Below are 25,239 nucleotides of genomic sequence, written 5' to 3' on the forward strand. Positions count from 1 at the left end.
TTGCCTTGAAGCAGGTAGTGCAGAACTACAAGAGCGGCGAGCTCGCGCTCCTGGACGTGCCGGAGCCGGCGTGCAAGCCGGGCGGGGTGCTGGTGCGGACGCTGTACTCGCTGATCTCCACAGGCACCGAGCTGATGAAGGTCAGCGAGGCCAGCAAGTCGTTGCTGGGCAAGGCGAAGGCCCGCCCGGACCAGGTCGCGAAGGTCATGCAGAGCGTCGCGACGAACGGGCTCGCCGCCACGTACCGCAAGGTGACGAGCAAGCTCGACTCGTACACGCCGCTGGGTTACTCGCTGTGTGGGGTGGTGACGTCGGTCGGCGCGGGCGTCGACGACGTGTCCGCCGGCGACCTGGTGGCGTGCGCGGGCAACGAGCACGCGCTGCACGCCGAGCTGAACTGGGTGCCGAAGAACCTGTACGCGAAGGTCCCGACACCGCTTGACCCTCGGCACGCGGCGTTCGGCACGGTGGGTTCGATCGCGATGCAGGGCGTGCGGCGGGGTGAGCCGCAGCTGGGCGACGTGACCCTGGTGATCGGGCTGGGCCTGATCGGGCAGCTGGTGGTGCAGCTGTTGGTCGCGTCCGGCGCGAAGGTCATCGGCGTCGACCCCGACCCGACGCGCTGCCAGCTGGCGGAGGCGATGGGCGCGACGGTGTGCGCGGCGCCGGGCTCGGACGTGGTGGAGACCGCGGTCGCGTCGCTGACCAACGGCTTCGGTGTCGACCAGGTGTACCTGGCGGCGGGCGGTAACACGAACCAGCCGGTCGAGCTGGCGGCGAAGCTGGCCCGGGACCGCGGCACGGTGGTGGACATCGGCAAGTGCAGCCTCAACCTGCCGTGGAACGCGTACTACGAGAAGGAGCTGGACGTTCGCTTCTCGCGGTCGTACGGGCCTGGCCGGTACGACCCGTCGTACGAACTGGAGGGCCGGGACTACCCGATCGGTTACGTGCGTTGGACGGAACGCCGGAACCTCGAGTGCTTCCTGGACCTGGCCGCCCACGACAAGATCGACGTCGAGCCGCTGATCACGCACGTGGCCGCCTTCGACGACGCGGTGGAGACCTACCGCTCGCTGAACGAGGGCGAACTGAAGGCAGTGGCGGTGCTGTTCGACTATCCACAGCCCGCCACCGCCGACACCCCAGAACTGTCGGTGGCAGCTGATAGCGTGGAAATCGGGGGCCCTCCGGAGGCACGAAAGGACCATTCGCTCGGGTTGGCCCCGAAAGAGTCCACGTCGGACGACACTCTCGACCCAGAACTGTCGGACCCCACTAGTAGCGTTGAAATCGGGGGGCCCCCGGCTTCACCAACGGGACTTTCGCTCGGGGATCACCCGGACGAGTCTGCGGTGGACGGTTCTGATGACGCGGAATCGTCGGTGTCTTCTGGTAGCGGCGAGGCTTCCGGTGCACGAGTGGACCTTTCGCACGGCCCCGAGACAGCGACATCGGCGACCAACGGCAAAGCCGGCGGAAACGGCGCGGAATTGTCAGCCCCCGCTGGTAGCGTTGAAATCGGGGGGCCCCCGGCCGCACGAGTGGGACTTTCGCTCGGGGATCAGCCGGTCAGGCAGCGGAAATCGACCCTTCGGGTCGGGTTCATCGGGGCCGGTAACTACGCGTCGTCGATGCTGTTGCCGCATCTCGCCGAGAACGAGGCAGTCGACCTCCACCGGGTCGTCACCACGTCCGCGTTGTCCGGGGCGAACGCCAAGCGCAAGTTCGGTTTCACCGACGCCTCCACGGACCTGGACGACCTGCTCGACGACGACAGCGTGGACGCGATCTTCGTAGTCACCCGGCACAGCACGCACGCCGAACTGACCAACCGGGCACTCCGCGCCGGCAAGGCCGTGTTCGTCGAGAAGCCGCTCGCCCTCACGCAGGACGAGCTCAGAAGCGTCCTCGACACCATCACGGAGACCGGCAACGACCGCCTCCAGGTCGGCTTCAACCGCCGGTTCGCGCCGCTGCTCAACGAGGCCAGGAAGCGTTTCGGCCGCCGTATCGGGCCGGCCTCGGTGCGGTACCTCGTCAACGCGGGCCGGCTCGACGGCAACAGCTGGTACACACAGGACAGTGAGGGCACCCGCTTCGCCGGCGAGGGTGGGCACTTCATCGACACCGTCTCCTGGCTGCTCGGCGCCGACCCGACCTCCGTCTACGCCGCCGCAACGCCGAACCAGAGCGACCTGCAGACGATGCTCCGCTACCCGGACGGCTCGACCGCGACGATCAGCTACACCACCAACGGGTCGAGCCAGTTCCAGAAGGAGACCATCGACCTGACCGCCGACGGCAAGGTGCTCCGGTTCGACGACTTCGCCCGTGCCGCGGTGTTCGGTCGCAAGAAGTGGGCCAGCTCCCGCCTCCCCAAGGGCCGTGACAAGGGACAGGCACGGGAGGTCCAGGAGTTCGTGACCGCCGTCATGACCGGTGGCCCGATGCCGGTGCCGGTCGAGTCGCTCGCCGCCACCACCCTGGCCACGCTGGCCGTCGAGACCAGCCTCGCCGCTGGTGCGCCCATACGTATCGAGGCAGCTCCATGAGACCGACTTGGTACCTGCGGCGGCTGTCGCGGATGGGGCCACGTGAGATGGCCACCCGCGCGGTCGTCGCGGCGCGGATCCACCGCTGGCGGCGCGTGCTCGACGAGGCCGAGCAGGCCGCCGTCTGGCTGCCCAACCGGCGCTTCCTGCCGGTGCTGCCCGATCACGCCCTCGCGGCCGTGGTGCCGGCGGCCAAGGCACGGCTGGTCGACACGGCCGACGAGCTGATGGCCGGGCACGCCGAGTACTTCGGGGTGTCCCGGACCGACATGGTCGACCCGGACTGGTCGTGGGACCCCAAGACGGGCCGGCACGCGCCGACCGATCGGTACGCCTTCGACATCCCCTACCGCGACGAGCACGCCGTCGGGGACATCAAGCAGCTGTGGGAGCCGTCGCGGCACCAGCACCTCACGGTTCTCGCCGCGGCCTACGCGCTGACCGGCGAGGAGCGGTACGCGGAGCGGGTGGCCGAGCACCTGCGTTCGTGGTGGACGGCCAACCCGCCGCTGCGGGGCGTGCACTGGGTGAGCGGCATCGAGCTGGGTATCCGGCTCATCTCGTGGGTGTGGGTGCGCCGGCTGCTCGACCGCTGGTCCGGCGCGGCCTCGCTGTTCGAGGACAATCCCGAGGCACTGCACCAGATCTGGCACCACCAGCGCTGGCTCGCCGCGCTCGGCAGCCACGGCTCGTCGGCCAACAACCACGTGATCGCCGAGGCGGCCGGGCAGCTCGTGACCGCGTGCGCGTTCGACTGGTTCCCGGAGACGCCGACGTGGCGGGCGCAGGCGTTGCGGCAGCTCGACGAGCAGTTGCACCGCAACACGTTCGCGTCCGGACTCAACCGCGAGCTGGCCACCGAGTACCACGGTCTGGTGCTGGAGCTGGGGCTCACCGCGGCCGTCGAGGCGGACGCGGCCGGGGTCGCGGTGCCCGAGACGATGTGGTTGGTCCTGATGCGCATGTGCGACGCGCTGGCCGCGATCGTCGACGTGAAGGTCAACCCGCCCAGGCAAGGGGATGCCGACGACGGACACGGGCTGATCGTCGACGGCGCTGGCGCGCACCGGTGGTCGAGCCTGCTGCACACCGGCGACGTGCTGTTCGGCCGACAGCGGTGGTGGCCGCTGGTGTCCACTGAGGACGTCCGGACCCCGCTGCTCGGTTCCCTCTCGGACGGTGCGCGGCCGACGGCGGTGCGGCCGGCCGAGCGTCCGACCCACCTGAGCGACGCAGGCATGACGATCATGCGGACGACCGGCACGACGGGTGAGATCTGGGTCCGGTGCGACGGCGGCCCGCACGGGTTCCTGTCCATCGCGGCACACGCGCACGCCGACGCGCTGTCGGTGGAGGTTCGGCACGACGGCGTCGACATCCTCGCCGATCCCGGAACCTACTGCTACCACGGGCAACCCGCGTGGCGGAGCTACTTCCGGTCGACGTTGGGCCACAACACGCTCGAGTTGGACGGCCGCGACCAGTCCCAGTCCGGCGGCCCGTTCATGTGGACGCGGCATGCCCGTACCAGCGTGCTCGTGGCCAACGGATCGCGGTGGACGGCCGAACACGACGGCTACGCACGGGGTCGGGAACCCGCCTCCCACCGCAGAACCGTCCACCTGAACCGGGACCGCGGCGAGGTTCGCATCCAGGACGACGTCCGTGCCCCGACGGTGCGGAACTGCCGGCTCGCGTTCCACCTGGGACCGGAGGTCACCACGGTGCTCGACGGGCACTCTGCGTTGCTGTCGTGGCGCGACCGTACGGCGTCGCTCGAACTGCCGACCACGCTGACGTGGACCGCGCACCACGGCGAGGAGAACCCACCGCTCGGCTGGTACTCCACCGAGTTCGGCCACCGCGAACCGGCCACCACGTTGATCGGCGCCGGGCTGGCCGGCGGGCCGGCGCGGCTGCCGCTGGTCACGGTCCTCAGATTCCACGACTCATGAGCAGGCGGACGGGTTCTTTCCACGGCATCGCGCTGGCGCTGGCCGGCGCGGCCCTGCTCGCGGCCTGCACGGCTTCTCCCTCCGCGAACGAGAACACCGGGCCTGTCGCACCCACCGGCACGGTCTCAGCCGTGTGCGGTAACACCAAGCCCGGCCCGGCGCAGGCACCGAACGGTGCGATCGTGGTGGATCCGGACGTCGACGCGGACCTGGCCGAGAAGACCGAGGAGAACCCGGCCGGCACCACGTTCTGGCTCGCCCCGGGCACGCACACGCTCGGCGAGGGCGAGTTCGGCTCCGTGACCCCGAAGGACGGCAACACCTACCTCGGCGCTCCCGGCGCGGTCCTCGACGGCAAGCGGGTCAACAAGTACGCGTTCGTGTTCGACGCGTCCGACGTGACGATCCGCGGGCTCACGATCCGCGGGTTCGTCCCGCCACCCGACGAGGGCGTGGTGAACCACGACTCCGGCGACGGCTGGGTGATCGAGGACAACACGATCGAGAAGAACGAGGGCGCGGGGATGATGGCCGGCTCCCGCCAGCGGGTCCGAGGCAACTGCCTGCGGGACAACGGCCAGTACGCCATCAACGCGTACAAGGACGGCGACCTGACCGACCTCGTGGTCGAGGGCAACGAGATCACCGGTAACAACACCGGCGACTGGGAGTCCAAGATAGAAGGCTGCGGGTGCACCGGCGGCGTGAAGTTCTGGGCCGTGGACAAGGCCGACGTGCGGAACAACTGGGTGCACGACAACCGGGGCGCCGGCCTGTGGGCGGACACGAACAACAACGACTTCCTCATCGAGGGCAACCTGATCGAGGACAACGACGGTCCCGCCATCTTCTACGAGATCAGCTACAACGCGGTGATCCGGGCCAACACGTTGCGGCGGAACAACCTCGTCGAGGGTCGCGCGTTCGCCGACCGAGGGGAGGTCTTCCCGTCGGCTGCGATCTACCTGTCCGAGGCAGGTGGCGAACCCCGGGTCCCCGCTCGCACCAGCAAGATCGACATCTACGCCAACGTGCTGGAGAACAACTGGTCGGGCATCACCCTGTGGGAGAACGCCGACCGGTTCTGCAACAGCGCGGCCAACACGTCCGGTGGGAGCTGCACGCTGCTGGTGAACGACACGGACCGCTGCACACAGCCGGCCATCGCGAAGGACCCGCTCTTCGACGACTGCCGGTGGAAGACGCAGAACGTGGACATCCACGACAACCGGTTCGCCGTCGACACCCGGGAGATCGGTTGCAACGCGCTGTGCGCGCGGATGGCGGTCATCTCCAACTACGGCACCTTCCCGGACTGGTCACCGTACCGGGCGGACACGGTGCAGCAGTCCATCACGTTCGCCCAGCACAACACGTGGCGCGACAACTACTACTCGGGGCCGTGGACCTTCATGGCGAAGGACACGGGACGGGTGATCCACCCCTCCCAGTGGCAGTCGGCGCCGTACTCGCAAGACCAACACAGCACGTTCGTCCAGTCGGGAGGTTGAGAGTCTTCTCATGAACGAGACCGAGGTCCAGTCGTTCTGGAACGCACACCCCTGCGGTGACCACATCGTGGGCGGACTGCGGCAGGAGTTCGCGGACGACTACGAGCGGTTCTTCACCGCCTACGACAAGTGGCGGTACGAACAGGAGGGTCACATCCCTGCCTGTCTCGACCGGTTCGACTGGCAGGGCAAGAAGGTTCTCGAGATCGGGCTGGGGCAGGGCGCGGAGTCCGAGCAGCTGATCCGCCGCGGCGCCCGGTGGTCCGGTTTGGACCTGACGGCCGAGTCGGTCGCGCGGGTGAGTGCGCGGCTGGCGTTGCGTGACCTGCCGTACGACGACCTCAAGCAGGGTTCCGCGCTGGAGATCCCCTACCCGACCGGCAGTTTCGACTTCGTGTTCAGCCACGGGGTGCTGCACCACATCCCGGACATCCTCACCGCGCAGAAGGAGATCCACCGGGTGCTCAAGCCGGGTGGCACGCTGGTGGCGATGCTGTACGCGCGGAAGTCGTTGAACTTCCAGGTCAGCATCAGGTTCGTGCGGCGCGCCGTGCTGGCCGCCGCCTACCCGCTGCGGAGGATGGTGCCGTTCAAGGGGATTCTGCGACAGCACCTGGACAACGCGGAAGAGATGGGGCTGCGGTCCTATCTGGACGTCGAGACGTTCACGCACCGCAACACCGACGGCCCGCTGAACCCGTTCGCCCGCGTGTACTCGCCGGCGGAGGTCGAGCGGGACTTCCCGAACTTCGAGCTGGCGGAGTCGTTCCAGCGGTACATGCACGCGCCGCCGCTGCCGGTGCACGGCCTGCCCTACGGTGACCGGTTCGGCTGGCACCTCTGGGTGACATTGCGAGCACGGCAGTGAGCATCGCGGCCGACCGTCCCACCGACTTCGTCGAGCAGCGCACCGCGCCTCGGCTGCTCGGTCTGGTGTGGGCACTGCTGGTGATCAACACCCTGGGTTCCCAGGGCGCGATCACCGTGCTGCCGATCCCCCGGCCGGTGGCCCAGATGGTCACCATGGGGGCGGTCGTCGCCGCGTTCCTGTTCGCGTTGCTGCTCAACCCGAAGATCCAGCTGCGGTCGAGTGCCTATCTGCTGCTGCTCACGTTGCTGCTGACGGTCAGCATCGTGTCGAGCATGCAGTTGGAGTCCGGCTACGGCGCGTTGTTCCGCTGCTTCCGCTTCACGATGTTCGTCGCCACGCTGTGGTTGCTGACCCGCTGGTGGGACGACTGGCTCGCGTTCGTGCGCACACACGTCCTCGCGCTGAGCTTCGTGTTGCTCACGGTCGCGGTCGGGCTGGTGGTCGCGCCAGGCCTCGCGAGGCCGGAGACCTACGGCGGCCGTCTCGTCGGCGCGATCTGGCCGCTGACCCCGCCGCAGGTCGGGCAGTACGCGGCGACCGTGGCCGGACTGGTGATCATGCTGTGGCTCGGCCGCCACACCACACGCACGAGCGCCCTCGTGGTCGCCGTGCCGGCCGTGGGTCTGCTGTTGCTCAGCCACACCCGAACGGCGCTGCTCGGCCTGATCGGTGGCCTCGTCGTGGCGATCCTGTCGCTGATCTCGACCTCCGCGCGGGCCCGGCGCGTGTTCACCACGACCGCGCTCGTCGCCGGGGTGGGCGGGATGATCGCGGGTGCCGCGGTCCAGACGTGGTTCCGGCGCGGGCAGAACGACCTCACCGAGCTGACCGGCCGGGAGAAGGTGTGGGAGGCGTTGCTGGCCGCACCACGCACGCTCAGCGAGCGGATTTTCGGGGTCGGGCTGACCAACAAGTCGTTCAGCGGCCTGCCGATCGACTCGAGCTGGCTCGCGATCTACCACGAGCAGGGGTATCTCGGGCTCACGATCGTCGCGGCGTTCCTGCTGACACTGTTCGGCGTCGCCGCGCTGCGGCCGCCGTCGCTGACCCGCGCGACCGCGTTGTTCCTGGTCGTCTACTGCGTGATCGCGTCGTACACAGAGGCCGGGCTCGGTGACGCCTCCCCGTACCTGCTCAACCTGACCATCGCGGCCGTGTTGCTCACGAACGTGCGACCTGGAGAGACAACATGAAGATTCTCGTCGTGCACAACCGGTACCGCAGCGAGCAGCCGAGCGGCGAGGACAACGTCGTCGACCAGGAGGTCGCGCTGCTGCGCGAGGCCGGGCACGTAGTCGACCGGTTCGAGCGGCGCAGCGACGACATCGCGGACTTCTCGTTGCCACGCAAGGCACTGGTGCCGTTGGGTGTGCCGTGGAACCCGGCCGCCCGAGTCGCGCTGACCACCCGACTGCGGCAGGACCGGCCGGACGTGGTGCACGTCCACAACACCTTCCCGTTGCTGTCGGCCTCGGTGCTGGACGCCTGCCGTGCCGCCGACGTGCCGGTCGTGGCGACACTGCACAACTACACCCAGGTCTGTCCATCCGGGACGCTGTACCGGGACGGCGCGGTGTGCACGTCCTGTGTCGGCCGGCTCCCGCTGCCCGCGGTGCGGCACGGCTGCTATCGGGGTTCGTCGTTGGCGACGGTGCCACTGGCGCTCAACCTGGTGGCCAACCAGCGCCGGTGGTGGTCGTCCGTGTCGCGGTTCCTGTGCATCTCCGACGCGCAGCGCCAGACGCTGATCGCCAACGGCATGCCGACGGACAAGCTGTACGTGAAGTACAACTTCGTGCCCGACACCGACGTCCGTAGGACCGGCTCCGGCGAGCACCTGCTCTACCTGGGACGGTTGACGGTGGAGAAGGGCGTGCGGCTGCTCATGGCCGCGTGGGACCGGATCGCCGCGTCCGGTGGGCTCGGGGTACCGCTGGTGATCGCGGGCGCCGGGCCGCTGGCCGACGACGTGTCCACATGGGCCGCGACCCGGCGCGACGTGCGGTTCATCGGTCGGCTGGACAAACAGACCTGCCAAGCGACAGTGGCGCGGTCGGTGGCCGTGGTGGTGCCGTCGGAGTGGCTGGAGACGTTCGGGCTGGTGGTGGTCGAGGCGATGGCGGCCGGCGTGCCGGCGGTCGTTGCCGGGCACAGCTCGCTCGCCGAGTTGGTGACCGACGGGGTGACCGGCCTGACCCACACACCCGGTGACGCCGCGTCGCTCGCCGCCGCGCTCGGCCGGGTCGTGCGGACTCCCGCGTCACTCGGGCACGCCGCGCGGGAACGGTACGAACGGGAGTTCACGCGGTCGGTGGGGCTCACGAACCTACTGAAGCACTACCGCCACGTCATCGAGGGGGAACGTCTTGGCGCGCATCCTGTGCGATGAGTCCGCCTACCCGACCGCGCTGCTCGCGGTGGCCGGACACGGTTTGCCCGGCGCCGCGAGGTCTTTCCCATCCGCTCCCCTGGACGACGACACCTGGTCGGTCCTGCTGGCCGCCGCCAGGTCGAACCGTGTGGTCGGACTTCTGCGCTCCACTGTGGACAGCGGAGCCATGCCGGCGACCAGCGCACAGCGCCAGGAGGCACGGGCCGCGCACCGCACGGCGTTAATGCGGGTGCTGTCGCTGGAGCGGTACCTCGTCACGATGACCGCGCTGCTGTCCGAGGCCGGGATCGAGACCCGCGTGCTGAAGGGCAGCGCGTACGCGCACCTGGACTACCCGGATCCGGCGTTGCGCTCGTTCATCGACCTCGACCTGCTGTTCCGGCCGGACGACATCCCGCACGCGGTGTCCACTCTGGTCGATGCCGGCCTGACCAGGATCCTCGCCGAGCCACGGCCCGGGTTCGACCGGCGGTTCGACAAGGGCACCACGGTGCGGGGTGCGGACTTCGAGATCGACCTCCACCGGACGTTCGTGCTGGGGCCGTGGGGCGTGCGGGTCCAACTCGACGCACTGTGGGACGCTGGCGAGTCCTTCGCGATCGGCGACCACCGGCTGACCGCGCTGTCCGCGCCCAACCGGTTCCTGCACGCCTGCTACCACGCGGCCCTGGGCGACTGGCCGCTGCGGCTGGGTTCCCTGCGGGACGTGGCGGAACTGCACCCGACGGACGAGCGCGGGTTGATCGACCGCGCGACGGCCTGGGGTGTGCAGGCCGTCGTGGCCGCGGCCGTGGCGGACTCGACGCGCCTGCTCGGCCTGTCCACCACCGGCGTCCTACGGGAGTGGGCGGTGTCCTACGTGCCGAACCAACGCGAGGAACGCTGGCTCGGCCTACACACACGGACGAATAAAACCTATGCCGCGCAGGCGATCGCGACCCTTCCGGTGCTGCCCGGGCTGCGGGACAAGGCCGCGTTCCTCATGGCGCTGCTGCTCCCCGACGCCAGCTACACGGCGGACCGGCACAAGTCGGCACTGTCCCGTCTCCGCTTCGGCTTCCGGGAAGCACTGCGCGGCAGAGATCCCGGTACCCGCTGACCCCGGAGCGCTCAGCTCTGGCGGGCCAGCCACGCCTGTTGCAGCAGCGTCATCGACGGGGCGTGGGGGTCGTCGGAAAGCCACATCTCTCGCAGGATCTCCGGGTCGACCAGGTCTATGTCCACTCCGGACCCGTTCCACGTGCGGGCGAACTCCCTGGTGTAGCGGCGGAAGACCGCTCGTGCGAACAGGGCCTTCGTACGGCGTTCCAGGACCTCGCGGGGCAGCAGGTCGCCGTAGAGGGCACGCATGGTCGCCGTGCGGCCGGTCCAGCCGAAGAAGTCACCCTCCGCCGCCACCGCGGCGACCAGGGCCGGCTCAGCGAACGCCTGCACGTACGTCACGTCCATCTCGGTGCCCAGCACGCGCATCGTCTCGTAGGCGATGCGGGCGCACCTGCGGGTCGCGAACTGCCACGTGTTACGGCCCGCGTGCAAGGCGAACGCCGCGGCGTCCTCTGCGTCGCGGCGGGCCAGGGTCGGCTCCGCTTCCGCGCGCAGCCACGGGCGGCGGTAGCGACCGCGGAACGCGGCCCTGCGGCGCAGGAAGGCCGGGCGCAGCGCACCCAGGGCATCCCCGTACACGCCCGGCGAGACACAGCCCTTCGCGGACAGCAGCTTGGTCAGCGGCGTGACACGCTTGAGGCCGAACGCCTCGTCCCCGCCCTCGCCGGTCAGCAGCACGCCGCCGCGGGCCATGCCCATCAGGCGGAGCGTCGGGGCGAAGTTCGGTGGCCAGACCAGCCCGTGCTGCCGCAGCACCGGTGTCGCCACGGGCCCGAGCGGGTCGTGTTCGTCATGGACCGTCAGCACGATGCGGTCAGTGATGCCCAGGTGTTCGAGCACGGCGTCCTGCCAGCTCGACTCCTCGGCGTCCGGCATGTCCGGATAGGACAGTGTGATCGGGATGGGAGGCGCGATGCCCTCCCGGCGGGCCAGCGTGACCGCGGCGGCGAGCAACACCGACGAGTCCCGGCCACCGGAAAACGCCACCAGACACGGCAAACGCCGCAGGTGCGTGAGCAGCAACCGGTCGAGCACGACACGTGGCGACTCGTGTGGGCCCGTCGGCATCGGCACCGGGTCGTAGCCGTTGACCCAACCGCCGGCGATCTCCAGCGGATCCATTGTATACAGTCCCACGCGGACTCCTTGCCAGAAAGCGAAAAAGACGGTGACGGAGCTAGCGCTCTCCGTCACCGCCCGCACAACTCACGAGTACCGGTTTCTGTCGCCGAGGATCGGCAGGATCCACGTCAGTTGGTCACTGGACTTGCCGAACAGGTTGGCCTGGGTCAGGTCCGTGAGCGAGCCGAGCTCGACGAGCTCTGGTGCTTCGTAGGGTTGGCGCATGTTTCACCTCCTCCCGGTGTACCCGGTAGGTCGTCGCACTGCCCGTTTCATTACCGAATAGACAGTTCCGCGTGTAACGAAAACTGTGCGTAGTCGGACTCACTTATCGTGCGACGACTCGCAAGGACCCCACGTCTGATCGCGGCGGCGGCACGCGAGGTCTGGCGTGCCGATCGCGGCGGCACCGTGCTCGCGACGGTGTACCAACTGGTCGGCGCCGGGGCCGCACTCGGTGTGGTGGCGGCGGGAAAGCTCACGTTCGACGCGCTTCTCACACCGGAACGGGCGACGGTCGGCCTCACCCCCGCGCTGCTCCTCCTCGCGCTCGCGACCGCGGTCTCCGGGTCGGTCAGTCCACTTCAGACACAGCAGCATCGCTTCCTCGGTGAGCGCGTGTCACAGCGCGTGTGGGACCGGTTGCTCGACACGACCGCACGGGCGGACCTCATCACCTACGAGTCCACCGGTTTCGCCACCGCGCTCGAACGGGTGCGACAGCACGCGCTGGAACGACCGTTCGCGGTCACCTCCGCGTTGCTCGGCATGGCCGGCAGCCTGCTCGGCGTCGGCTCGATGTCCGTTGTGCTCCTGGCGGTCGAACCCCTGCTGCTGCCGTTGCTGCTCGCGGCCGGCATCCCGGCCGTGTTGCTGGCTCACTGGGCGAGCCGCACGGAGTTCGCGTTCGCGCACCGGGTCACGGCGTTGTTCCGCCGCCGCCACTACCTCCGCGAACTGTTGACGCAACGGCCTTATGCCGCCGAGGTTCGGGCGTTCGACGCGGCCGTCCCGTTGCGCAGGCGACACACCGTGCTCAACGCCGAGGTGAACATCGCGCTGCGGCAACAGGTCCTGCGTCGCCAGCTGATCGCCGCACTCACCACCGTGGGTGTCGCGGCCGCACTGACCGGCGCACTGCTCGCCATCGTCACGCTGGTCCGCAGCGGCCGGATCGGCCTGGCGGAGGCCGGCGCGGCGGCGATCGCCGTGCGGCTGCTGAGCGGCCAGCTGGGGGTGTTGTTCGGTTCGGTGGGCGCCCTGCTCGAGTCGGCACCGTTCCTGGCCGACCTGGCCCGGTTCGTCGCAAGTGGACCGACCGGGGTGGCCGCCGGGCACAAGCGCGCACTCACACAGGGAATCGCGCTGCGGAACGTGCGCTTCTCCTACCCAGGGCAGGAACGACCGGCGGTCGCCGGCGTCGACATCGAGATCAAGGCAGGCGAGGTCGTCGCGGTCGTCGGCGAGAACGGCTCCGGCAAGACCACCCTGGCGAAGCTGGTCGCGGGGCTGTACGACCCGGAAACGGGCACCCGCCGGTGGGACGGCGCGGACGTGCCGGCCTCCGACGTGCGCGCGTCGGTGACGGTGATCTTCCAGGACTTCGTGCGATACCAGATGACGTTGCGGGACAACATCACGATCAGCGCCCCGTCGGGCGACGAGTCGGGGGCGGCGGCCGCGGCCGGCCTGGAACGGACCGTGCGGGACCTGTCCGACGGCATGGACACGATGCTGGGCCGGGACCTCGACGAGGGCGTCGACCTCTCCGGCGGCCAGTGGCAGCGGGTCGCGCTGGCCCGCGCCCTGTACCGGGACACGCCACTGATCGTGCTGGACGAGCCGGCGGCCGCGCTGGACCCACGCGCGGAGCACGACCTGTTCACGAACGTCCGGGCCACGCTGGGCGGCCGCGCAGCACTGCTGATCTCACACCGGTTCTCGAGCACGAGAATGGCGGACCGGATCTACGTCATGGACGAGGGACGGATCGTCGAGTGTGGCACGCACGACGAGCTGATGGCGGCGGCCGGTCAGTACGCGGAGCTGTACCGCCTGCAGTCGGCGGCCTACCGTTGAGGCCTGGTTGACCTCGATCGAGCGTTGTGCCCGATTTCCGTAACACGCTCATATCTGGTGGCGCTGTAACGCCACTTCGGCGCCTGGTGATAATGACTGCGTGATCCTTCGCCGTGTGCTCGTGAGCATGTTCGTGTCTGTCGTCGCCGCGGGAGGGATCGCCACCACCGCGAGTGCCGCGCCGTCCGCGCCGTCCGCTCCAGTCGTCGACGGCGTCGCACGGGACAACGTGGACATGGCGCACAGCCCGCTGACCGCCGAGGAGTTCGCCGCGACGGCGAACAACGACGTCGCGCCCGCCGCCGACTACATCCGCGGCATCGACGTCTCGCGGTACCAGCACACCGCAGGCCCGATCGACTGGGCCCAGGTGGCCGGCAGCGGTATCCGCTTCGTCGGGATCAAGGCCACCGAAGGCAACTACTACCAGAACCCGTACTTCGCCGACGACCAGAACGGCGCACGGGACGCGGGGATGTACGCCTTCGCCTACCACTTCGGCACGCCCAACGACACCGGCGCCCTCGAACAGGCCGACTACTTCCTCGACCGCGCCCAGTACATGCGGGACGGAAAGACGCTCTATCCCACACTGGACATCGAGTACAACCCGTACAACACGGCGAACCAGTGCTACAACAAGACGCAGGCGGAGAACGTCGCCTGGATCCGCGAGTTCGTGACCGAGGTGCAGCGCCGCACCGGCGTGCCGGCGCTCATCTACACCTCGCCCGGTTTCTGGCGCGACTGCACCGGCAACAGCACGGCGTTCGGCGCCAATCCACTGTGGATCAGCCACTGGGGCGTCAGCACGCCGACCATGCCGCCGGGTTGGTCGAACTGGACGTTCTGGCAGTACAGCTCCACCACCACGGTGCCGGGCATCAGCGGCAACGTGGACGGCAACTACTTCAGCGGCAGCGCGGCGGCACTCGACGCGATGGCGGCCAAGGCATCCGGTTTCACCCCGTCCAACCCGATCCGCGTGCTGGACACCCGTGAGACCAGCGCGCTTGGCCCCGGCGGCTCTCGCACGCTCGACCTGTCCAGCCAGCTGCCCGCGACCGCCACCGCCGTGGTCCTGAACGTCACCGGCATCGCCTCGACCTCGACGTTCGTGACCGTGTGGCCGGCCGGCGGCACACGCCCGAACGCGTCGAACCTGAACCTGGTCGCGGGCGAGATCCGACCCAACCTGGTGACGGTGCAGGTCGGTCCGGACCGAAGGATCACGCTGGGCAACCAGCTCGGCAGCACACACCTGGTCGTCGACCTGGCGGGCTGGTACGCCACCGACGCGTCCGGTCTGTACACCGCGCTGTCACCGCAACGCGTGCTCGACACCCGCGACGGCGCCGGCCCGCTGGGCCCGAACGCCACCCGCGACCTGGACCTGTCCGCCTACGTGCCGGCCAGCGCCACCGCGGTGACGCTCAACCTGACCGGTGTCGGCGCGACGGAGAGCACGTTCGTGACGGCGTTCCCGACCGGCGCCGACGCACGGCCGAACGCGTCCAACCTGAACCTGGCGAACGGAAACCCGACGCCGAACCTGGTGACGGTCAAGCTGGGCCTGAACCGGAAGGTCAGCCTGTACAACCTGACCGGTTCGGTCGACCTGGTGGCCGACCTGGCCGGCTACTACTCGGACACGGGCGCGAAGTTCGTGCCCGTCGCGCCACAGCGCCTGCTCGACTCCCGCAACGGCGGCGTGTCCTGGACCCCGGTCAGCGGCGGCGGCGTGGCCACCGCACTCACCATGATCGACGCGGTGCCCCACGGCGCGAGCGGCGTGATCATGAACGTCACGGGCGTCTCCCCGACGGCCGACACGTACGTGGCCGTCTACCCCAAGACCAGCACCACGCCGCCGCCACCGGGCGCGTCGAACCTGAACCTGGTCGCGGGCCAGATCGTGCCGAACCTGGTGTCGGTCGCGGTCGGCTCGAACTCGGACGTGTGGCTGTTCAACCGCTCGGGCTCGATAAACCTGGTCGCGGATCTGGCCGGTTACTTCATCTGATACGGATAATTCCGAACCGCGAACCACAATGTCATAATCGCTGCCGGCTACCCGGTCGCGGGCTAATCTCACGTGCCGTGAGCAGGAACGATCCTCGCGCCCGCGACCGGATAATCGGCGCGAAGCTGCGGGCCATCCGCACGGAACGGGCTGGAATTCCCCTCGAGCGCGCGGCGGCGATGGCCGGGTGGTCGGCCAGTCGGTTGAGCCGAACCGAACGCGGGTTGCGGCACATCAGCACCGACGAGGTGGCGACTCTCCTGACCGCATGGCAGATTCCGGTCGCCGAGCGGGAAGAGGTGGTCGCGGAGGTGCAGGCCGGGACGTCGTCCGGGTGGTGGGATCGGCCATTGCCCGGCGTACCGGCCGAGGTCGGCGCCTTGGCGAGCTACGAAGCCGACGCCAACGAACTGGTGGACGTATCGGTCCGAGCCGTGCCCGGCCTGCTTCACACCTACGAGACCGCCATCGGCGTCATGCGGGCGATTGGTGTTCCGCCGGAGGACATGGAGACCCGCTGGATGGCTCGACTGCGCCGGCAACAGATCCTTGGGAAGGTCGACTACACCGCCTACATCGACGAGACGGCACTCCGCGCCTCCTATGGCGGCGTCGATGCGCTGCGGGGCCAGCTGCAGCACCTTCTGCAGGCCCAGGACAGGGCCATGCGGGTCCGGATCATCCCGACACACCAGACGCAGGTCCTGGTCCTGCATTCCTGGCTGTGGATGAGTTTCCCCAACACCAAACCCGTGATCCACGTCGAGCTGACGGCGGGTGCTTTCTATATCCACGACGACGATGTCGAGCCGTTCAACGTCGTTCTCGACCGCCTCGATCGAGTAGCCCTTTCGCAGACCGACAGCCGTAAGCTGATAAGCGGTCTGATGAAGGGGTTGTGACCATGTGGCGGAAGTCGACCAAGACCAACACCGGTAACTGTGTCGAGGTTCGGGGCGATCTGGCGGCACTGCGGGACAGCAAGGACCCGAACGGCCCTCGGCTGGCGACACCCCGGCTGACCACCTTCCTGAAGGGCATCAAGGACGGCCGGTTCGATCGCGGCTAGCCTGGCTCAGGAGGGCGCCAGCGCGTGATCGCCCAGTACCGCGTCCACCAAACCGTCCAGCACGCCGTCCGCGAACGGTGGGCCCCACGGGATCGTCGTCGCGAAGACCGGGACTCGCTCCACCAGGTCGCCCAGCGCCTGGAAACCGGACGCCATGGTCGCCTTGTCCGACCAGCCCAGCACTCTGGGGAAGCTGGCCAGGCGCAGCAGTGCTTCCGCCGGGCCGAGCCTGCGGGCCGTCACCTCCGTGGCTTCGCGGCTCGGGCCTGGGATCACGCAGGCCGCCAGTGGGAGTGGGTCGGCGACCATGTCGTCGGGGCGGGTGGCCACGCGGCCGTCCGCGGTCTCGTATCCCTTGCCGTTGGCCAGTTCGCGCGCGCTCGGGCGTAGACGGGTCTCGATGGCGCCCGGGTAGGTCAGCAGTTCGGCGTCCACCCGCAGCAGGTCGTCCGACACCAGCGCGTGGCCCTGGTTGCACAGGGCCGCCGCCAGCGTCGACTTGCCCATGCCCGACCTGCCCACGAACGCCAACGCCTCGTCACCGACGCGGACGGCGCTCGCGTGCAGTACCAACTCGTTGCGCAGCAACATGTGTGTGGCCAGCAGCGCACCAGAGATCAGCACCGGCAACAGGTCCTCGTCGGCGCCCGGGTGTGGGTGGATGACGATCCGCTCGAAGGTGGCGTCGCCCACGAAGTCGCACAGGCCCGGGTAGCGCAGCACCGTTCTGGTGCCTCGGGACAGGGTGTAGAAGATCGTGTGGTCCGGCCGCGCGATCTCGGCCAGTCGCTCGCCAGGTGGGCGTTCGTGCGGGACATCTCGGGACTTGCCCCGGCACAGCGTCAGATCCGGGGTCGCGGGAGGAGCCTCCGGAAGCGGGAGTAGGACATCACTCGCTATGTGCAGGCCGTACGCCTGGTAGGTGAACATCACGGGCTGCCCAGGGTCGCGTAGTTCGCGGACGTCGCGTCCAGTGTGCGGCCGCCGATCTCCAGCCAGGAATGCACGGACAGCTCCCCGTCGCGGCGGACGCCTATGCGTAGCACCGGTTCCAGCGAGCGGAGCAGGCGGCCCAGCACCAGGCACCGGCGCAGGCACGTGCTGCCCATCGGCCACCTCGCCACCGCGTAGGCGCAGGCCAGGACGGTCGTCCTGGTGCGTCTCGGCAGCACCACGTACTCGGTCGCGGGCGGTGCGGCGCTGCGCAGGTCGCACTCGATGCCCAGCTTCGCGCACAGTGCGGGCAGGTCGTTGCGTCGTAGCCCCAGCTCGATCCTCGTCAGCCACCACACGGCGCGGGCCAGTTCGAACACGAACCGGACGCGGCGGCGCAGCCGCATGGGCGGTGTCACGCGAGCAACTGCGCCTGGCGCAGCCGGTCGACGAACGTCTCCACGTCCCTGCGCGCGGTGTCCTCGTCCACGTCGTACTCGTCGAGGATCGCGGTCACCAGCTCGTCGACGGACCGGTCCTCGGACAGCAGCTGGAAGACGCGGCTGCCGATCCCGGTGATGGCGAAGTACTGCGAGCTGGGGAGGTTCAGGACGATGGTCTCGCCGCCGATGGTGCGGGCGGAGATGTCCGACGTACGAAGGCGCATGTGAGTTCCCTTCCTCCACTGTGGATTCGGGCGTACCCGTCATACCGTTACCGTGATCACCCAACGCGAAACAATCGTGACCTGGTCGACGATTGTGAGGTTGTGCTGGTCGAACCGGAAGTGAGCGGCGTGCGCGTGTTGCCTACCCGGATCAGGCCGCCACTCGCGGTCCTGTCCGCGCTCTCCGCCGTCACGTTGGTGGTGCTGGCCTTCGTGTTCGCGGGCACCTCCACGGCCGGCGAGTTCGGGATCCCCGCCGAGCACCGCCCGCTCGCCACCCCATGGGCCCAGCTCGCGCTCATCGTCGACTGGACCAGCGAACCGGTCGGCGCGGCGGTCATCCTCACCACGCTCGTGATCGTGTTCCTGCGCAAGGGAAACCGGCGGGCCGCGCTGCTCACCGTCGGTGGCGCGGTGGCGACCGTCGCCGTCACGACCGGCATGAAACCGTTGGTGGACCGCACGATCAACAACGGCTACCTGTCGTTTCCCAGTGGTCATACCGCGACCGCGGCCGCCTTCGCACTCGTCGCCACCGTGTGGGCCGGTCGAATCTGGCTGACGGCGACGGCGACACTGCTGGCCGCCGCGACCATGGCGTGGTCGCAGGTTGCGCTGAACGCCCACTACCCGACCGACACGATCGGCGGGCTGTGTGCCGCACTGGCCGTGGTGCCGATGGTGGCGTGGCTGATCGACTGGCTCGCGGAGCGCCGCTCGGCGCGATGACCGGCCGGTCCGACAACCCGGCGTCAGGACAGGGTCGGCAGGACGTCCGTGGCCACGGTGTCGAGGACCGCCTCGTCACCCGCGAACGGACCCTCGTGCCGCGGCCACGGCGCCAGGACGTCGGTGAAACCCAGTTCCTCGGCACGGCCGAGGAAGTCGCGGTAGACCTCGACGCTCGACAGGCTGAAGACCGGTGCGGCGTCGGTCTGGAGGAAGCGGCGGACCTCGGCCGGGTCGCGGGACTCGGCAGCCAGGGCCTCGTCGAACCGGGCCGACAGCTCGGCCAGCGACTTCCACCACCCGTCCAGGCTGTCGTGGACGGTGCCGATGGTGATCCAGCCCTCGCCGTGCCGGGCGGTCAGCGCCAACGCCTTCGGACCGTTCGCGGCCAGCACGAACGGGGTGCGTGGACGCTGGACGCAGCCGGGGGCGTTGCGGGCGTCCACGGCCATGTAGTACTCACCGGAGTAGTCGACCCCGTCCGTGGTCAGCAGCGCGTCCAGCAGTTCCACGAACTCCCTGTACCGCCTCGACGGGCTCGCGGCCTTCGTGGTACCGCCGAAGACGTCCACGTCGTAGCCATCCACCCCGCCGGCACCCACCCCCACCGTCAACCTGCCGTCCGACAGGTCGTCCAGCGCCGTGACGTCCTTAGCGAACGACACCGGGTGCCGGAAGTTCGGCGACGCCACCATGAAGCCCAACCCGATCCGCGACGTCGCCAGCGCCGCCGCGCTCAACGTCGGCACCGAGCCGAACCACGTGCCGCCGACCAGCGGCCCCCAGCCCAGGTGGTCGAACGTCCACGCGTGGGCGAAGCCGTACGCCTCCGCCGCCTGCCACCTCGGCTTCGCCTCGGCCCAGCGGTACTCCGGAAGGATCGTGATCCCCGCCCTCATCGCTCTTCTCCCAGCGTCGATCCCACACGTCGATCCCACACCGCGAACAGGTGCCGTGTGCATCCGAACAGAATGCCCGTTCATGGTCAAACGGCGGACCTACAAGCGGCGCCACGCGGGCGAGTGCGGCATCAACCCGCGATCTAGGCGAAGCGGCGGAACACCGGCTTCACCGGGCGGCCGCCGAGCCACGGTGTCGGGTCGCCGGCGTCGAGTGCCTGCCGGTACACCGTGCACGCCTTCTTGACCGCCTCCAGGGTGTGGTCGATGTCGGCGTCCGTGAGTGCGCTGCTGACCACGAACGACGGGCCGAGCACACCGTTCGAGATGAGCTGGCGCAGGAAGAGCGTCCGGTACGGCTGCGACGGGTTGCCCTCGGCGTCGAGGGTCGCGAACACGAGGTTGCTCGCCCGGCCCCGCACCACGACGTGGTCGCCGACGCCGGCGTAGGTGGCCACTTCCCGGACCCCGGCCGCGAGGCGGGTGCCCAGCATGTGGAGGTGCTCCGAGATGCCTTCCTCGACGTAGGTGTCCATCACGGCCATCGCGGCGGCCAGGGAGTGGGTTTCCGCGCCGTGGGTCGTCGACAGCAGGAACACCCGTTCCCGCGAGTCGCGCAGGCCGCCCAGTTCCATCAGCTCGCGCTTGCCGGCCAGCGCGGACACGGCGAAGCCGTTGCCGAGCGCCTTGCCGAACGTCGACAGGTCCGGGGTGACGCCGTAAAGACCCTGGGCCCCCGCTTCGGACCAGCGGAAACCGGTGATCATCTCGTCGAAGATCATGACCACGCCGTGGAAGGTGCACAGGTCGCGCAGGCCCTCGAGGTAGCCGGGGGGCGGGTCGGTCTGCGTGGCCGCCTCCAGCACGATGCACGCCACGTCCGTGGAGTCGAACAGCTCCGAGACCGCTGCAAGGTCGCCGTACGGGAACGTCCTCACCAGGTCCTGCGGCGGGATCCCGGCGGACATGGGCGTCGTGCCGATGAACCAGTCGTCGGTCGAGAAGAACGGCTGGTCCTTGCACAGTGCGACGACCTGACGGCCCGTTGCCGCTCTGGCCAGGCGAACGGCGGCGGTCGTGACGTCCGAGCCGTTCTTGGCGAACTTCACCATCTCCGCGGTCGGGACCGTCGCGAGGAACTTCGTGGCCGCCTCGACCTCGATCTTGCTCGGGCGCACGAAGTTGCTGCCCAGCTCCAACTGCTTGTGAACGGCCTCGACGACACGCGGATGCGCGTGCCCGAGGCTCACCGCGCGCAGGCCCGAGCCGTACTCGACGTACTCGTTGCCGTCGACGTCCCACACCCGCGCGCCGCGCCCGTGCGAGATCACTGGCGCCATGCCGGCCGGGTACTGGTCCTCGCCCTTCGCGTAGGTGTGGGCACCGCCGGGCACCATGTCATGGAGGCGTTTGTTCGCCTCGTTCGACGCGGTGAAGTCCATGATCAATCGTCGTCCTTCCGAGCGCCTCCGCGAGCGGCGGCGCTGATCTGTCCCTTTCGGACATTCGCAGCGGCGGGAACGGCCATGGGATCGCGAGTTCCTCGTCGTCGAACGCGATCGTCACGTCCTCGGCCGGGTTGTGCGCTCGGTCGATCCGGTACGACACGTCCGCCGGATCGGTGAGCGCCTGGAACCCATGCGCACAACCGGCCGGCACATACAGCGTTACTTGTGTGTCGCCCGAAAGCTCCAGATGTTTCTGGTTCATATGGGTGAGAGAGTTCGGCCGCAGGTCGACGATCACGTCGAACACACGGCCGTACGAGCACCGCACGAGCTTGGCCTCGCCGAGGCCAGACCGCAGGTGCATGCCCCTCAGCACGCCGAAGGCCGACCGCGAGACGCTGTCCTGCGTGAACGAGTCAGGGTCGATGCCGACCGAGCGGACGACCTCCTTGTCGAACGTGCGGCAGAAGAAGCCGCGGTCGTCGACGTGCGGTGTCGGCTCGAACAGGTAGGCGCCGTCGATCTCCGGCAGCGGTATGGCTTTCATCTACTGCTCCCTCGGACGATCGCGGACAGCTCGGCCAGCTGCAGCTCGACACGCCTGGTCATCTCGGTGTTACGTCTGGTCAGCACGGCGCGCAGCTCGGCGCTCCGTTCCTCCATCACGGTGAACTGCTTGACGAGCCGGTCGACGTCCAGGTCACGGATGGACTGGCAGAACTCGCCGACGCCCATCTCCGCCATCAGCGCGTCGCTCTTCGCCGCGTACCCCACCGCCACCGTCGGCTTGCCGAGCTTCACCGCGGCCAGCACGTTGTGGTAGCGGGACGCCACGATCGCGTCGACGCGCGCCATCTCCCGCAACAGTTCGTCCAGTGTGGACGTGTGCACCACGGACACCGCGCGCGAGTCCACCGCCTCGATGATCCGGTCGGCCACGGCCTCGTCGACGTGGTCGCCGACGAACAACCGGACCACCCGGCCGTTCTCGGCGAGCCAGCTCACGAACTGGGTCATGCGCCGCACGTAGTCGCGGTGGATCCGCTCGGCGTTGTCGCGGTCGGTGTTGCTGCCGTGGTAGTCCATGACCCCCACACCCACCACGCCGTGGTCCGCCAGCGGCACCGGGTTCGGCAGCGCGAACGCGAGGTCGGTGTGCACCGGGTCGCGGGACGTGTCGACACCCATGGCACCCATGGCGTCCCGCGAGATCTCGTCGCGGTAGGACCGGTAGTGGGCGAGGCGGGCGGCGCCGACCAGCAGCGTGCGGTTGGCGCGGTCGGCGACCGTGCCAGCGCCGACGGCGAGCAGCACCACCTTGGTGAAGAACAGCTTCCCCGTCAGTGACAGCAGGAACAGCGAGTACGGCCAGCCCCACGGGCGCAGCGGCAGCGTGGTCTCCAGGACCCCCATGCCCGGCACGATCACCACGTCCTGCTTGCGAACCCAGTTCGCCGTGCGGAAGAAGTCGATGACCTTGCCAAGTCCTTTTCGGACGACCGAGCCGAGCCGGGAGGCGGTCGTGTACTCGTCGCGGTACCAGTTCATCCGGATCGCCGAGACGCCGTGCCGGGCACGGACCTCGTCCGGGCCGGAGCAGAACACCTCGATCCCCGCGTGCGGGTGCTCGGCCCGCAGGTGGGCGAGCACCGCGGTCAGTGAGCCGTCGTTGCCGAGGTTGCCGGTGCCGAGGAGGCCGAACAGCCCGATCCTCATGGCCGCACCGGCCGGCCCGGCACGATCCCGTCGATGCTGATCACCTGCTCCTTCGGGGCGACCGCCGGCCGGCTGTCGGCGCTCACCACGCGACGGGTCACCCGGCTCGACAGGTACTCGGCCACGTGGCGGTAGCACCTGCGCTTCTCCGCCGCCGGGATCGGCGCGCGGTTGATCAGATCCACGTAACCCCAGGCGTACTCGGCGAGCAGGCGGATGGTGGGGTTGAACCCCATGCCGCGCTTCGGGTCCAGGTTGGCACAGCGGCTCCGCACGCTCGGGTTCGCCCGCTCCGCGCGGGTTTCGTGGTCTCGGCGGAAGTACAGCAGCTCGGGCACCTGGTGAAAACGGCCCTGCATGGCGAGGTCCATCACGAACGTGCGGTCCGCGTGGTGGTAGCTGCCGTGTGGCCTGACGCGACGCAGAGCGGCAGAGCGGATGACGCCATAGAAGTCGTCGCCGCCGGACGCGTACAGCAGCCCGCGAAAGCGGGTCGCGGCGGACGGCGAGTCGGTGGGGATGCGGTAGTCGTACGGCTCGATGATCTTGCCCTGGCTGTCGATCGTCGCGTGGTAGGCATGCGCGAGGATGTAGTCCGGCCGCTCGTCCAGCGCCTCGACGCAGCGTTCGAGCAGCGTCGCGCCGTAGAGGTCGTCGTGGGACGCCCACTTGAACAACTCGCCGCGCGCGAGCGTGAACACGTAGTTGTGGTTGCCGGCGGCGCCGATGTTCTCGGGCAGGCGGTGGTAGCTGACCCGCGAGTCCATGGCGAGGTACTTCTTACAGATCTCCGGGGTTCCGTCGGTGGACGCATTGTCGGTGATGACCAGCTCGAAGTCCTCGTAGGACTGTCCGAGCAACGCATCAAGCGACTCCGCGAGGAACTCCTCGCCGTTGTAGACCGGTAGGCCCAAAGTGAGCCGAGGAGTCATCTTTTCCTCACTTCCGCGAGTTCGGGTTCGGACATACCGATGTGATCACGCAATGCGGCACGTAGTTGCAGCCACCACAGGGCGGCACCAAGCCAGAGCGCTATCGTGGAACCCCAGCTCATGCCCTCGGCGCCACCGAGCGTGGCGCCGACGAGGCCGAAACCGAGGTAGCCGGCCGACTGCCAGAGCTGGGAGCGCAGGCTTCGGCGGGCGGCGCCGAGCGCACGAAGACCGGCGGCAGCGCCGGTGATCACGCCCGCGGCCGTGACCGACAGGGTGACCGGCAGGATCAGGTCGACAGCGTGGTCCCACACCTCGGCGAGCGCGAGTCGGCCCACGGAGTCGGGCATGACGAACAGCACCGCGCCCCAGCAGGCCGCCGCGATCGCCTGGCCACCGCCAAGGACCAGACAGAACCGGGACAGCTGTTCGGGGGCGCGGCGCAGGACTCGCGCGGCCTCCGGCACCGCGACCAGGTTCAGCCCCATGAGCAGTGCGAGGAACGGCCCCAGCAGCAGTTCGGCGCCACGGATGGCGCCGACGTCCGCGAGCCCGGCGATGGCGCCGAGCCCGTACATCCGCAGCTGCACCGCACCGCTGTTGCTGACATTCTCCAGCAGGTAGCGGGAGCCGAGGTCCCGGTGCTGCCGCAGCCAGTCCCGGACACCGGAGAAGCGGGGCATGATCCCGCTCTGCAGCCAGCCGCAACCGGCGGCCAGCAGCGACGCGGCTCCCCAGGCCAGCACGAAGGTCCACACCTGACCGTGCAGGGAAGCCAGGAACAGCAACGGGATCATGGCCACGGCCCAGACGACGTCGTTGACGAGTGCCTTGTGGCCGTGGCCGGCGGCGAAGAACGCGAACCGCCAGCTGTCCTGCAGGAGCATGCCGGGCGCCACCACGGCGAGCGCGACGAACGCGTTGCCGAGCGAACCACCGAACACCAGGCCCGCCAGCGCGGACACCACACCGAACGCGAGACCGACGGTGAGCGCCGTGCCGGTGGCCCGGGCCGTCGCCGTCCGCCATTCCGCTGTGGACACTCCGCTGTACCGGACGGTCAACGGGTCGGTCCCCAGACCGCGGGAGACGTTGAGCAGGACGCCGTAGGTGACCCATGCGAGGCTGAACACACCGAAGCCGGCCACGCCGAGCTCGCGTGCGACGACGACACCGACCGCGAAGTTCGTCATGCTGGACACCGCTTGGTCGCCCAGTCCCCAGGACAGGCGCG

Annotated in this window: 23 protein-coding genes; 12 read left to right on the plus strand and 11 right to left on the minus strand. The window is 69.1% G+C overall.

Translation table 11 applies throughout. From position 1 onward, the window contains the following. The first annotated feature begins 5 nt into the window (after positions 1 to 5). Genes VF106_RS30500 through VF106_RS30530 form a run of 7 tightly spaced genes read left to right on the plus strand, consistent with a single transcriptional unit; the run spans position 6 to position 10,383 of the window. The gene (locus VF106_RS30500; protein ID WP_330843321.1) at positions 6 to 2,555 is read left to right on the plus strand and encodes a bi-domain-containing oxidoreductase; all 2,550 of its coding nucleotides are present in this window, start codon (positions 6 to 8) and stop codon (positions 2,553 to 2,555) included. Continuing rightward, the gene (locus VF106_RS30505) at positions 2,552 to 4,510 is read left to right on the plus strand and encodes a heparinase II/III family protein (RefSeq protein WP_330843322.1); all 1,959 of its coding nucleotides are present in this window, start codon (positions 2,552 to 2,554) and stop codon (positions 4,508 to 4,510) included. The genes VF106_RS30500 and VF106_RS30505 overlap by 4 nt, the downstream gene beginning before the upstream one ends. Beyond that, positions 4,507 to 6,021, plus strand: a complete 1,515-nt coding sequence (locus VF106_RS30510; RefSeq protein ID WP_330843323.1) for a right-handed parallel beta-helix repeat-containing protein — start codon at positions 4,507 to 4,509, stop codon at positions 6,019 to 6,021. Before VF106_RS30505 ends, VF106_RS30510 begins: the two co-directional genes overlap by 4 nt. A gap of 10 nt (positions 6,022 to 6,031) precedes the next feature. After that, on the plus strand, positions 6,032 to 6,889 hold the full coding sequence (locus VF106_RS30515; protein WP_330843324.1) for a class I SAM-dependent methyltransferase: 858 nt from the start codon (positions 6,032 to 6,034) through the stop codon (positions 6,887 to 6,889). 2 nt (positions 6,890 to 6,891) lie between these two features. After that, complete coding sequence (locus VF106_RS30520; RefSeq protein WP_414639104.1) at positions 6,892 to 8,085, plus strand: O-antigen ligase family protein; 1,194 nt, start codon at positions 6,892 to 6,894, stop codon at positions 8,083 to 8,085. Then, the gene (locus VF106_RS30525) at positions 8,082 to 9,281 is read left to right on the plus strand and encodes a glycosyltransferase (protein WP_330843326.1); all 1,200 of its coding nucleotides are present in this window, start codon (positions 8,082 to 8,084) and stop codon (positions 9,279 to 9,281) included. The genes VF106_RS30520 and VF106_RS30525 overlap by 4 nt, the downstream gene beginning before the upstream one ends. Beyond that, a complete protein-coding gene (locus tag VF106_RS30530) occupies positions 9,259 to 10,383 on the plus strand; it encodes a nucleotidyltransferase family protein (RefSeq protein ID WP_330843327.1) in 1,125 nt (374 codons plus the stop codon). Before VF106_RS30525 ends, VF106_RS30530 begins: the two co-directional genes overlap by 23 nt. Before the next feature lie 11 nt (positions 10,384 to 10,394). On the opposite strand, the gene VF106_RS30535 is transcribed toward VF106_RS30530, so the two are convergent. Continuing rightward, positions 10,395 to 11,525: an asparagine synthase-related protein gene (locus tag VF106_RS30535; RefSeq protein ID WP_330843328.1), complete on the minus strand. Its 1,131-nt coding sequence runs from the start codon at positions 11,523 to 11,525 to the stop codon at positions 10,395 to 10,397. Between the two features lie 69 nt (positions 11,526 to 11,594). Next, positions 11,595 to 11,735, minus strand: a complete 141-nt coding sequence (locus VF106_RS30540) for a lasso RiPP family leader peptide-containing protein (protein ID WP_330843329.1) — start codon at positions 11,733 to 11,735, stop codon at positions 11,595 to 11,597. A gap of 108 nt (positions 11,736 to 11,843) precedes the next feature. On the opposite strand from VF106_RS30540, the gene VF106_RS30545 reads away from it, so the two are divergent. From VF106_RS30545 to VF106_RS30560, 4 genes are all read left to right on the plus strand, one after another. Then, complete coding sequence (locus VF106_RS30545) at positions 11,844 to 13,589, plus strand: ABC transporter ATP-binding protein (protein WP_330843330.1); 1,746 nt, start codon at positions 11,844 to 11,846, stop codon at positions 13,587 to 13,589. A 100-nt stretch (positions 13,590 to 13,689) separates the two neighbouring features. Then, positions 13,690 to 15,612 carry a GH25 family lysozyme gene (locus VF106_RS30550; protein WP_330843331.1) on the plus strand — a complete coding sequence of 641 codons (1,923 nt, stop codon included), beginning with the start codon at positions 13,690 to 13,692 and terminating at the stop codon, positions 15,610 to 15,612. 77 nt (positions 15,613 to 15,689) lie between these two features. Then, positions 15,690 to 16,514, plus strand: a complete 825-nt coding sequence (locus VF106_RS30555; protein WP_330843332.1) for a helix-turn-helix domain-containing protein — start codon at positions 15,690 to 15,692, stop codon at positions 16,512 to 16,514. Between the two features lie 2 nt (positions 16,515 to 16,516). Continuing rightward, positions 16,517 to 16,681 carry a DUF397 domain-containing protein gene (locus tag VF106_RS30560; RefSeq protein WP_330843333.1) on the plus strand — a complete coding sequence of 55 codons (165 nt, stop codon included), beginning with the start codon at positions 16,517 to 16,519 and terminating at the stop codon, positions 16,679 to 16,681. A 6-nt stretch (positions 16,682 to 16,687) separates the two neighbouring features. On the opposite strand, the gene VF106_RS30565 is transcribed toward VF106_RS30560, so the two are convergent. Genes VF106_RS30565 through VF106_RS30575 form a run of 3 tightly spaced genes read right to left on the minus strand, consistent with a single transcriptional unit; the run spans position 16,688 to position 18,281 of the window. Next, positions 16,688 to 17,611 carry a hypothetical protein gene (locus VF106_RS30565; RefSeq protein ID WP_330843334.1) on the minus strand — a complete coding sequence of 308 codons (924 nt, stop codon included), beginning with the start codon at positions 17,609 to 17,611 and terminating at the stop codon, positions 16,688 to 16,690. Further along, positions 17,611 to 18,033 carry a lasso peptide biosynthesis B2 protein gene (locus VF106_RS30570; RefSeq protein WP_330843335.1) on the minus strand — a complete coding sequence of 141 codons (423 nt, stop codon included), beginning with the start codon at positions 18,031 to 18,033 and terminating at the stop codon, positions 17,611 to 17,613. Before VF106_RS30570 ends, VF106_RS30565 begins: the two co-directional genes overlap by 1 nt. Further along, positions 18,030 to 18,281: a PqqD family protein gene (locus VF106_RS30575; RefSeq protein ID WP_330843336.1), complete on the minus strand. Its 252-nt coding sequence runs from the start codon at positions 18,279 to 18,281 to the stop codon at positions 18,030 to 18,032. The genes VF106_RS30570 and VF106_RS30575 overlap by 4 nt, the downstream gene beginning before the upstream one ends. Before the next feature lie 129 nt (positions 18,282 to 18,410). Here VF106_RS30575 and VF106_RS30580 point away from each other — a divergent pair, with 129 nt between their 5' ends. Next, positions 18,411 to 19,010 (plus strand): phosphatase PAP2 family protein, encoded by a 600-nt coding sequence (locus VF106_RS30580; RefSeq protein WP_330843337.1) that lies wholly within the window; start codon positions 18,411 to 18,413, stop codon positions 19,008 to 19,010. 23 nt (positions 19,011 to 19,033) lie between these two features. Here VF106_RS30580 and VF106_RS30585 read toward each other — a convergent pair whose 3' ends face one another. The 6 genes from VF106_RS30585 to VF106_RS30610 form a co-directional block, all read right to left on the minus strand. Further along, positions 19,034 to 19,909 carry an LLM class flavin-dependent oxidoreductase gene (locus tag VF106_RS30585; RefSeq protein ID WP_330843338.1) on the minus strand — a complete coding sequence of 292 codons (876 nt, stop codon included), beginning with the start codon at positions 19,907 to 19,909 and terminating at the stop codon, positions 19,034 to 19,036. Positions 19,910 to 20,052: 143 nt separating this feature from the next. Next, the gene (locus tag VF106_RS30590) at positions 20,053 to 21,351 is read right to left on the minus strand and encodes a glutamate-1-semialdehyde 2,1-aminomutase (RefSeq protein ID WP_330843339.1); all 1,299 of its coding nucleotides are present in this window, start codon (positions 21,349 to 21,351) and stop codon (positions 20,053 to 20,055) included. Next, complete coding sequence (locus tag VF106_RS30595; protein WP_330843340.1) at positions 21,308 to 21,904, minus strand: dTDP-4-dehydrorhamnose 3,5-epimerase family protein; 597 nt, start codon at positions 21,902 to 21,904, stop codon at positions 21,308 to 21,310. Before VF106_RS30595 ends, VF106_RS30590 begins: the two co-directional genes overlap by 44 nt. After that, positions 21,901 to 23,073, minus strand: a complete 1,173-nt coding sequence (locus tag VF106_RS30600) for a polysaccharide pyruvyl transferase family protein (RefSeq protein WP_330843341.1) — start codon at positions 23,071 to 23,073, stop codon at positions 21,901 to 21,903. Before VF106_RS30600 ends, VF106_RS30595 begins: the two co-directional genes overlap by 4 nt. Then, positions 23,070 to 24,005, minus strand: a complete 936-nt coding sequence (locus VF106_RS30605) for a glycosyltransferase family 2 protein (RefSeq protein ID WP_330843342.1) — start codon at positions 24,003 to 24,005, stop codon at positions 23,070 to 23,072. Before VF106_RS30605 ends, VF106_RS30600 begins: the two co-directional genes overlap by 4 nt. Beyond that, positions 24,002 to 25,198: an MATE family efflux transporter gene (locus tag VF106_RS30610; protein ID WP_330843343.1), complete on the minus strand. Its 1,197-nt coding sequence runs from the start codon at positions 25,196 to 25,198 to the stop codon at positions 24,002 to 24,004. Before VF106_RS30610 ends, VF106_RS30605 begins: the two co-directional genes overlap by 4 nt. Positions 25,199 to 25,239 lie beyond the last annotated feature (41 nt).

Source organism: Actinophytocola sp. (assembly GCF_036378875.1).
Lineage (GTDB): Bacteria > Actinomycetota > Actinomycetes > Mycobacteriales > Pseudonocardiaceae > Actinophytocola.

Coding starts and splice junctions, on each gene's coding strand:
- VF106_RS30525 (WP_330843326.1), top strand. CDS start 8,082: ATGAAGATTCTCGTCGTGCACAACCGGTACCGCAGCGAGCAGCCGAGC.
- VF106_RS30585 (WP_330843338.1), bottom strand. CDS start 19,909: ATGAGGGCGGGGATCACGATCCTTCCGGAGTACCGCTGGGCCGAGGCG.
- VF106_RS30505 (WP_330843322.1), top strand. CDS start 2,552: ATGAGACCGACTTGGTACCTGCGGCGGCTGTCGCGGATGGGGCCACGT.
- VF106_RS30590 (WP_330843339.1), bottom strand. CDS start 21,351: ATGGACTTCACCGCGTCGAACGAGGCGAACAAACGCCTCCATGACATG.
- VF106_RS30540 (WP_330843329.1), bottom strand. CDS start 11,735: ATGCGCCAACCCTACGAAGCACCAGAGCTCGTCGAGCTCGGCTCGCTC.
- VF106_RS30510 (WP_330843323.1), top strand. CDS start 4,507: ATGAGCAGGCGGACGGGTTCTTTCCACGGCATCGCGCTGGCGCTGGCC.
- VF106_RS30560 (WP_330843333.1), top strand. CDS start 16,517: ATGTGGCGGAAGTCGACCAAGACCAACACCGGTAACTGTGTCGAGGTT.
- VF106_RS30515 (WP_330843324.1), top strand. CDS start 6,032: ATGAACGAGACCGAGGTCCAGTCGTTCTGGAACGCACACCCCTGCGGT.
- VF106_RS30605 (WP_330843342.1), bottom strand. CDS start 24,005: ATGACTCCTCGGCTCACTTTGGGCCTACCGGTCTACAACGGCGAGGAG.
- VF106_RS30610 (WP_330843343.1), bottom strand. CDS start 25,198: ATGACGAACTTCGCGGTCGGTGTCGTCGTCGCACGCGAGCTCGGCGTG.
- VF106_RS30565 (WP_330843334.1), bottom strand. CDS start 17,611: ATGTTCACCTACCAGGCGTACGGCCTGCACATAGCGAGTGATGTCCTA.
- VF106_RS30575 (WP_330843336.1), bottom strand. CDS start 18,281: ATGCGCCTTCGTACGTCGGACATCTCCGCCCGCACCATCGGCGGCGAG.
- VF106_RS30600 (WP_330843341.1), bottom strand. CDS start 23,073: ATGAGGATCGGGCTGTTCGGCCTCCTCGGCACCGGCAACCTCGGCAAC.
- VF106_RS30595 (WP_330843340.1), bottom strand. CDS start 21,904: ATGAAAGCCATACCGCTGCCGGAGATCGACGGCGCCTACCTGTTCGAG.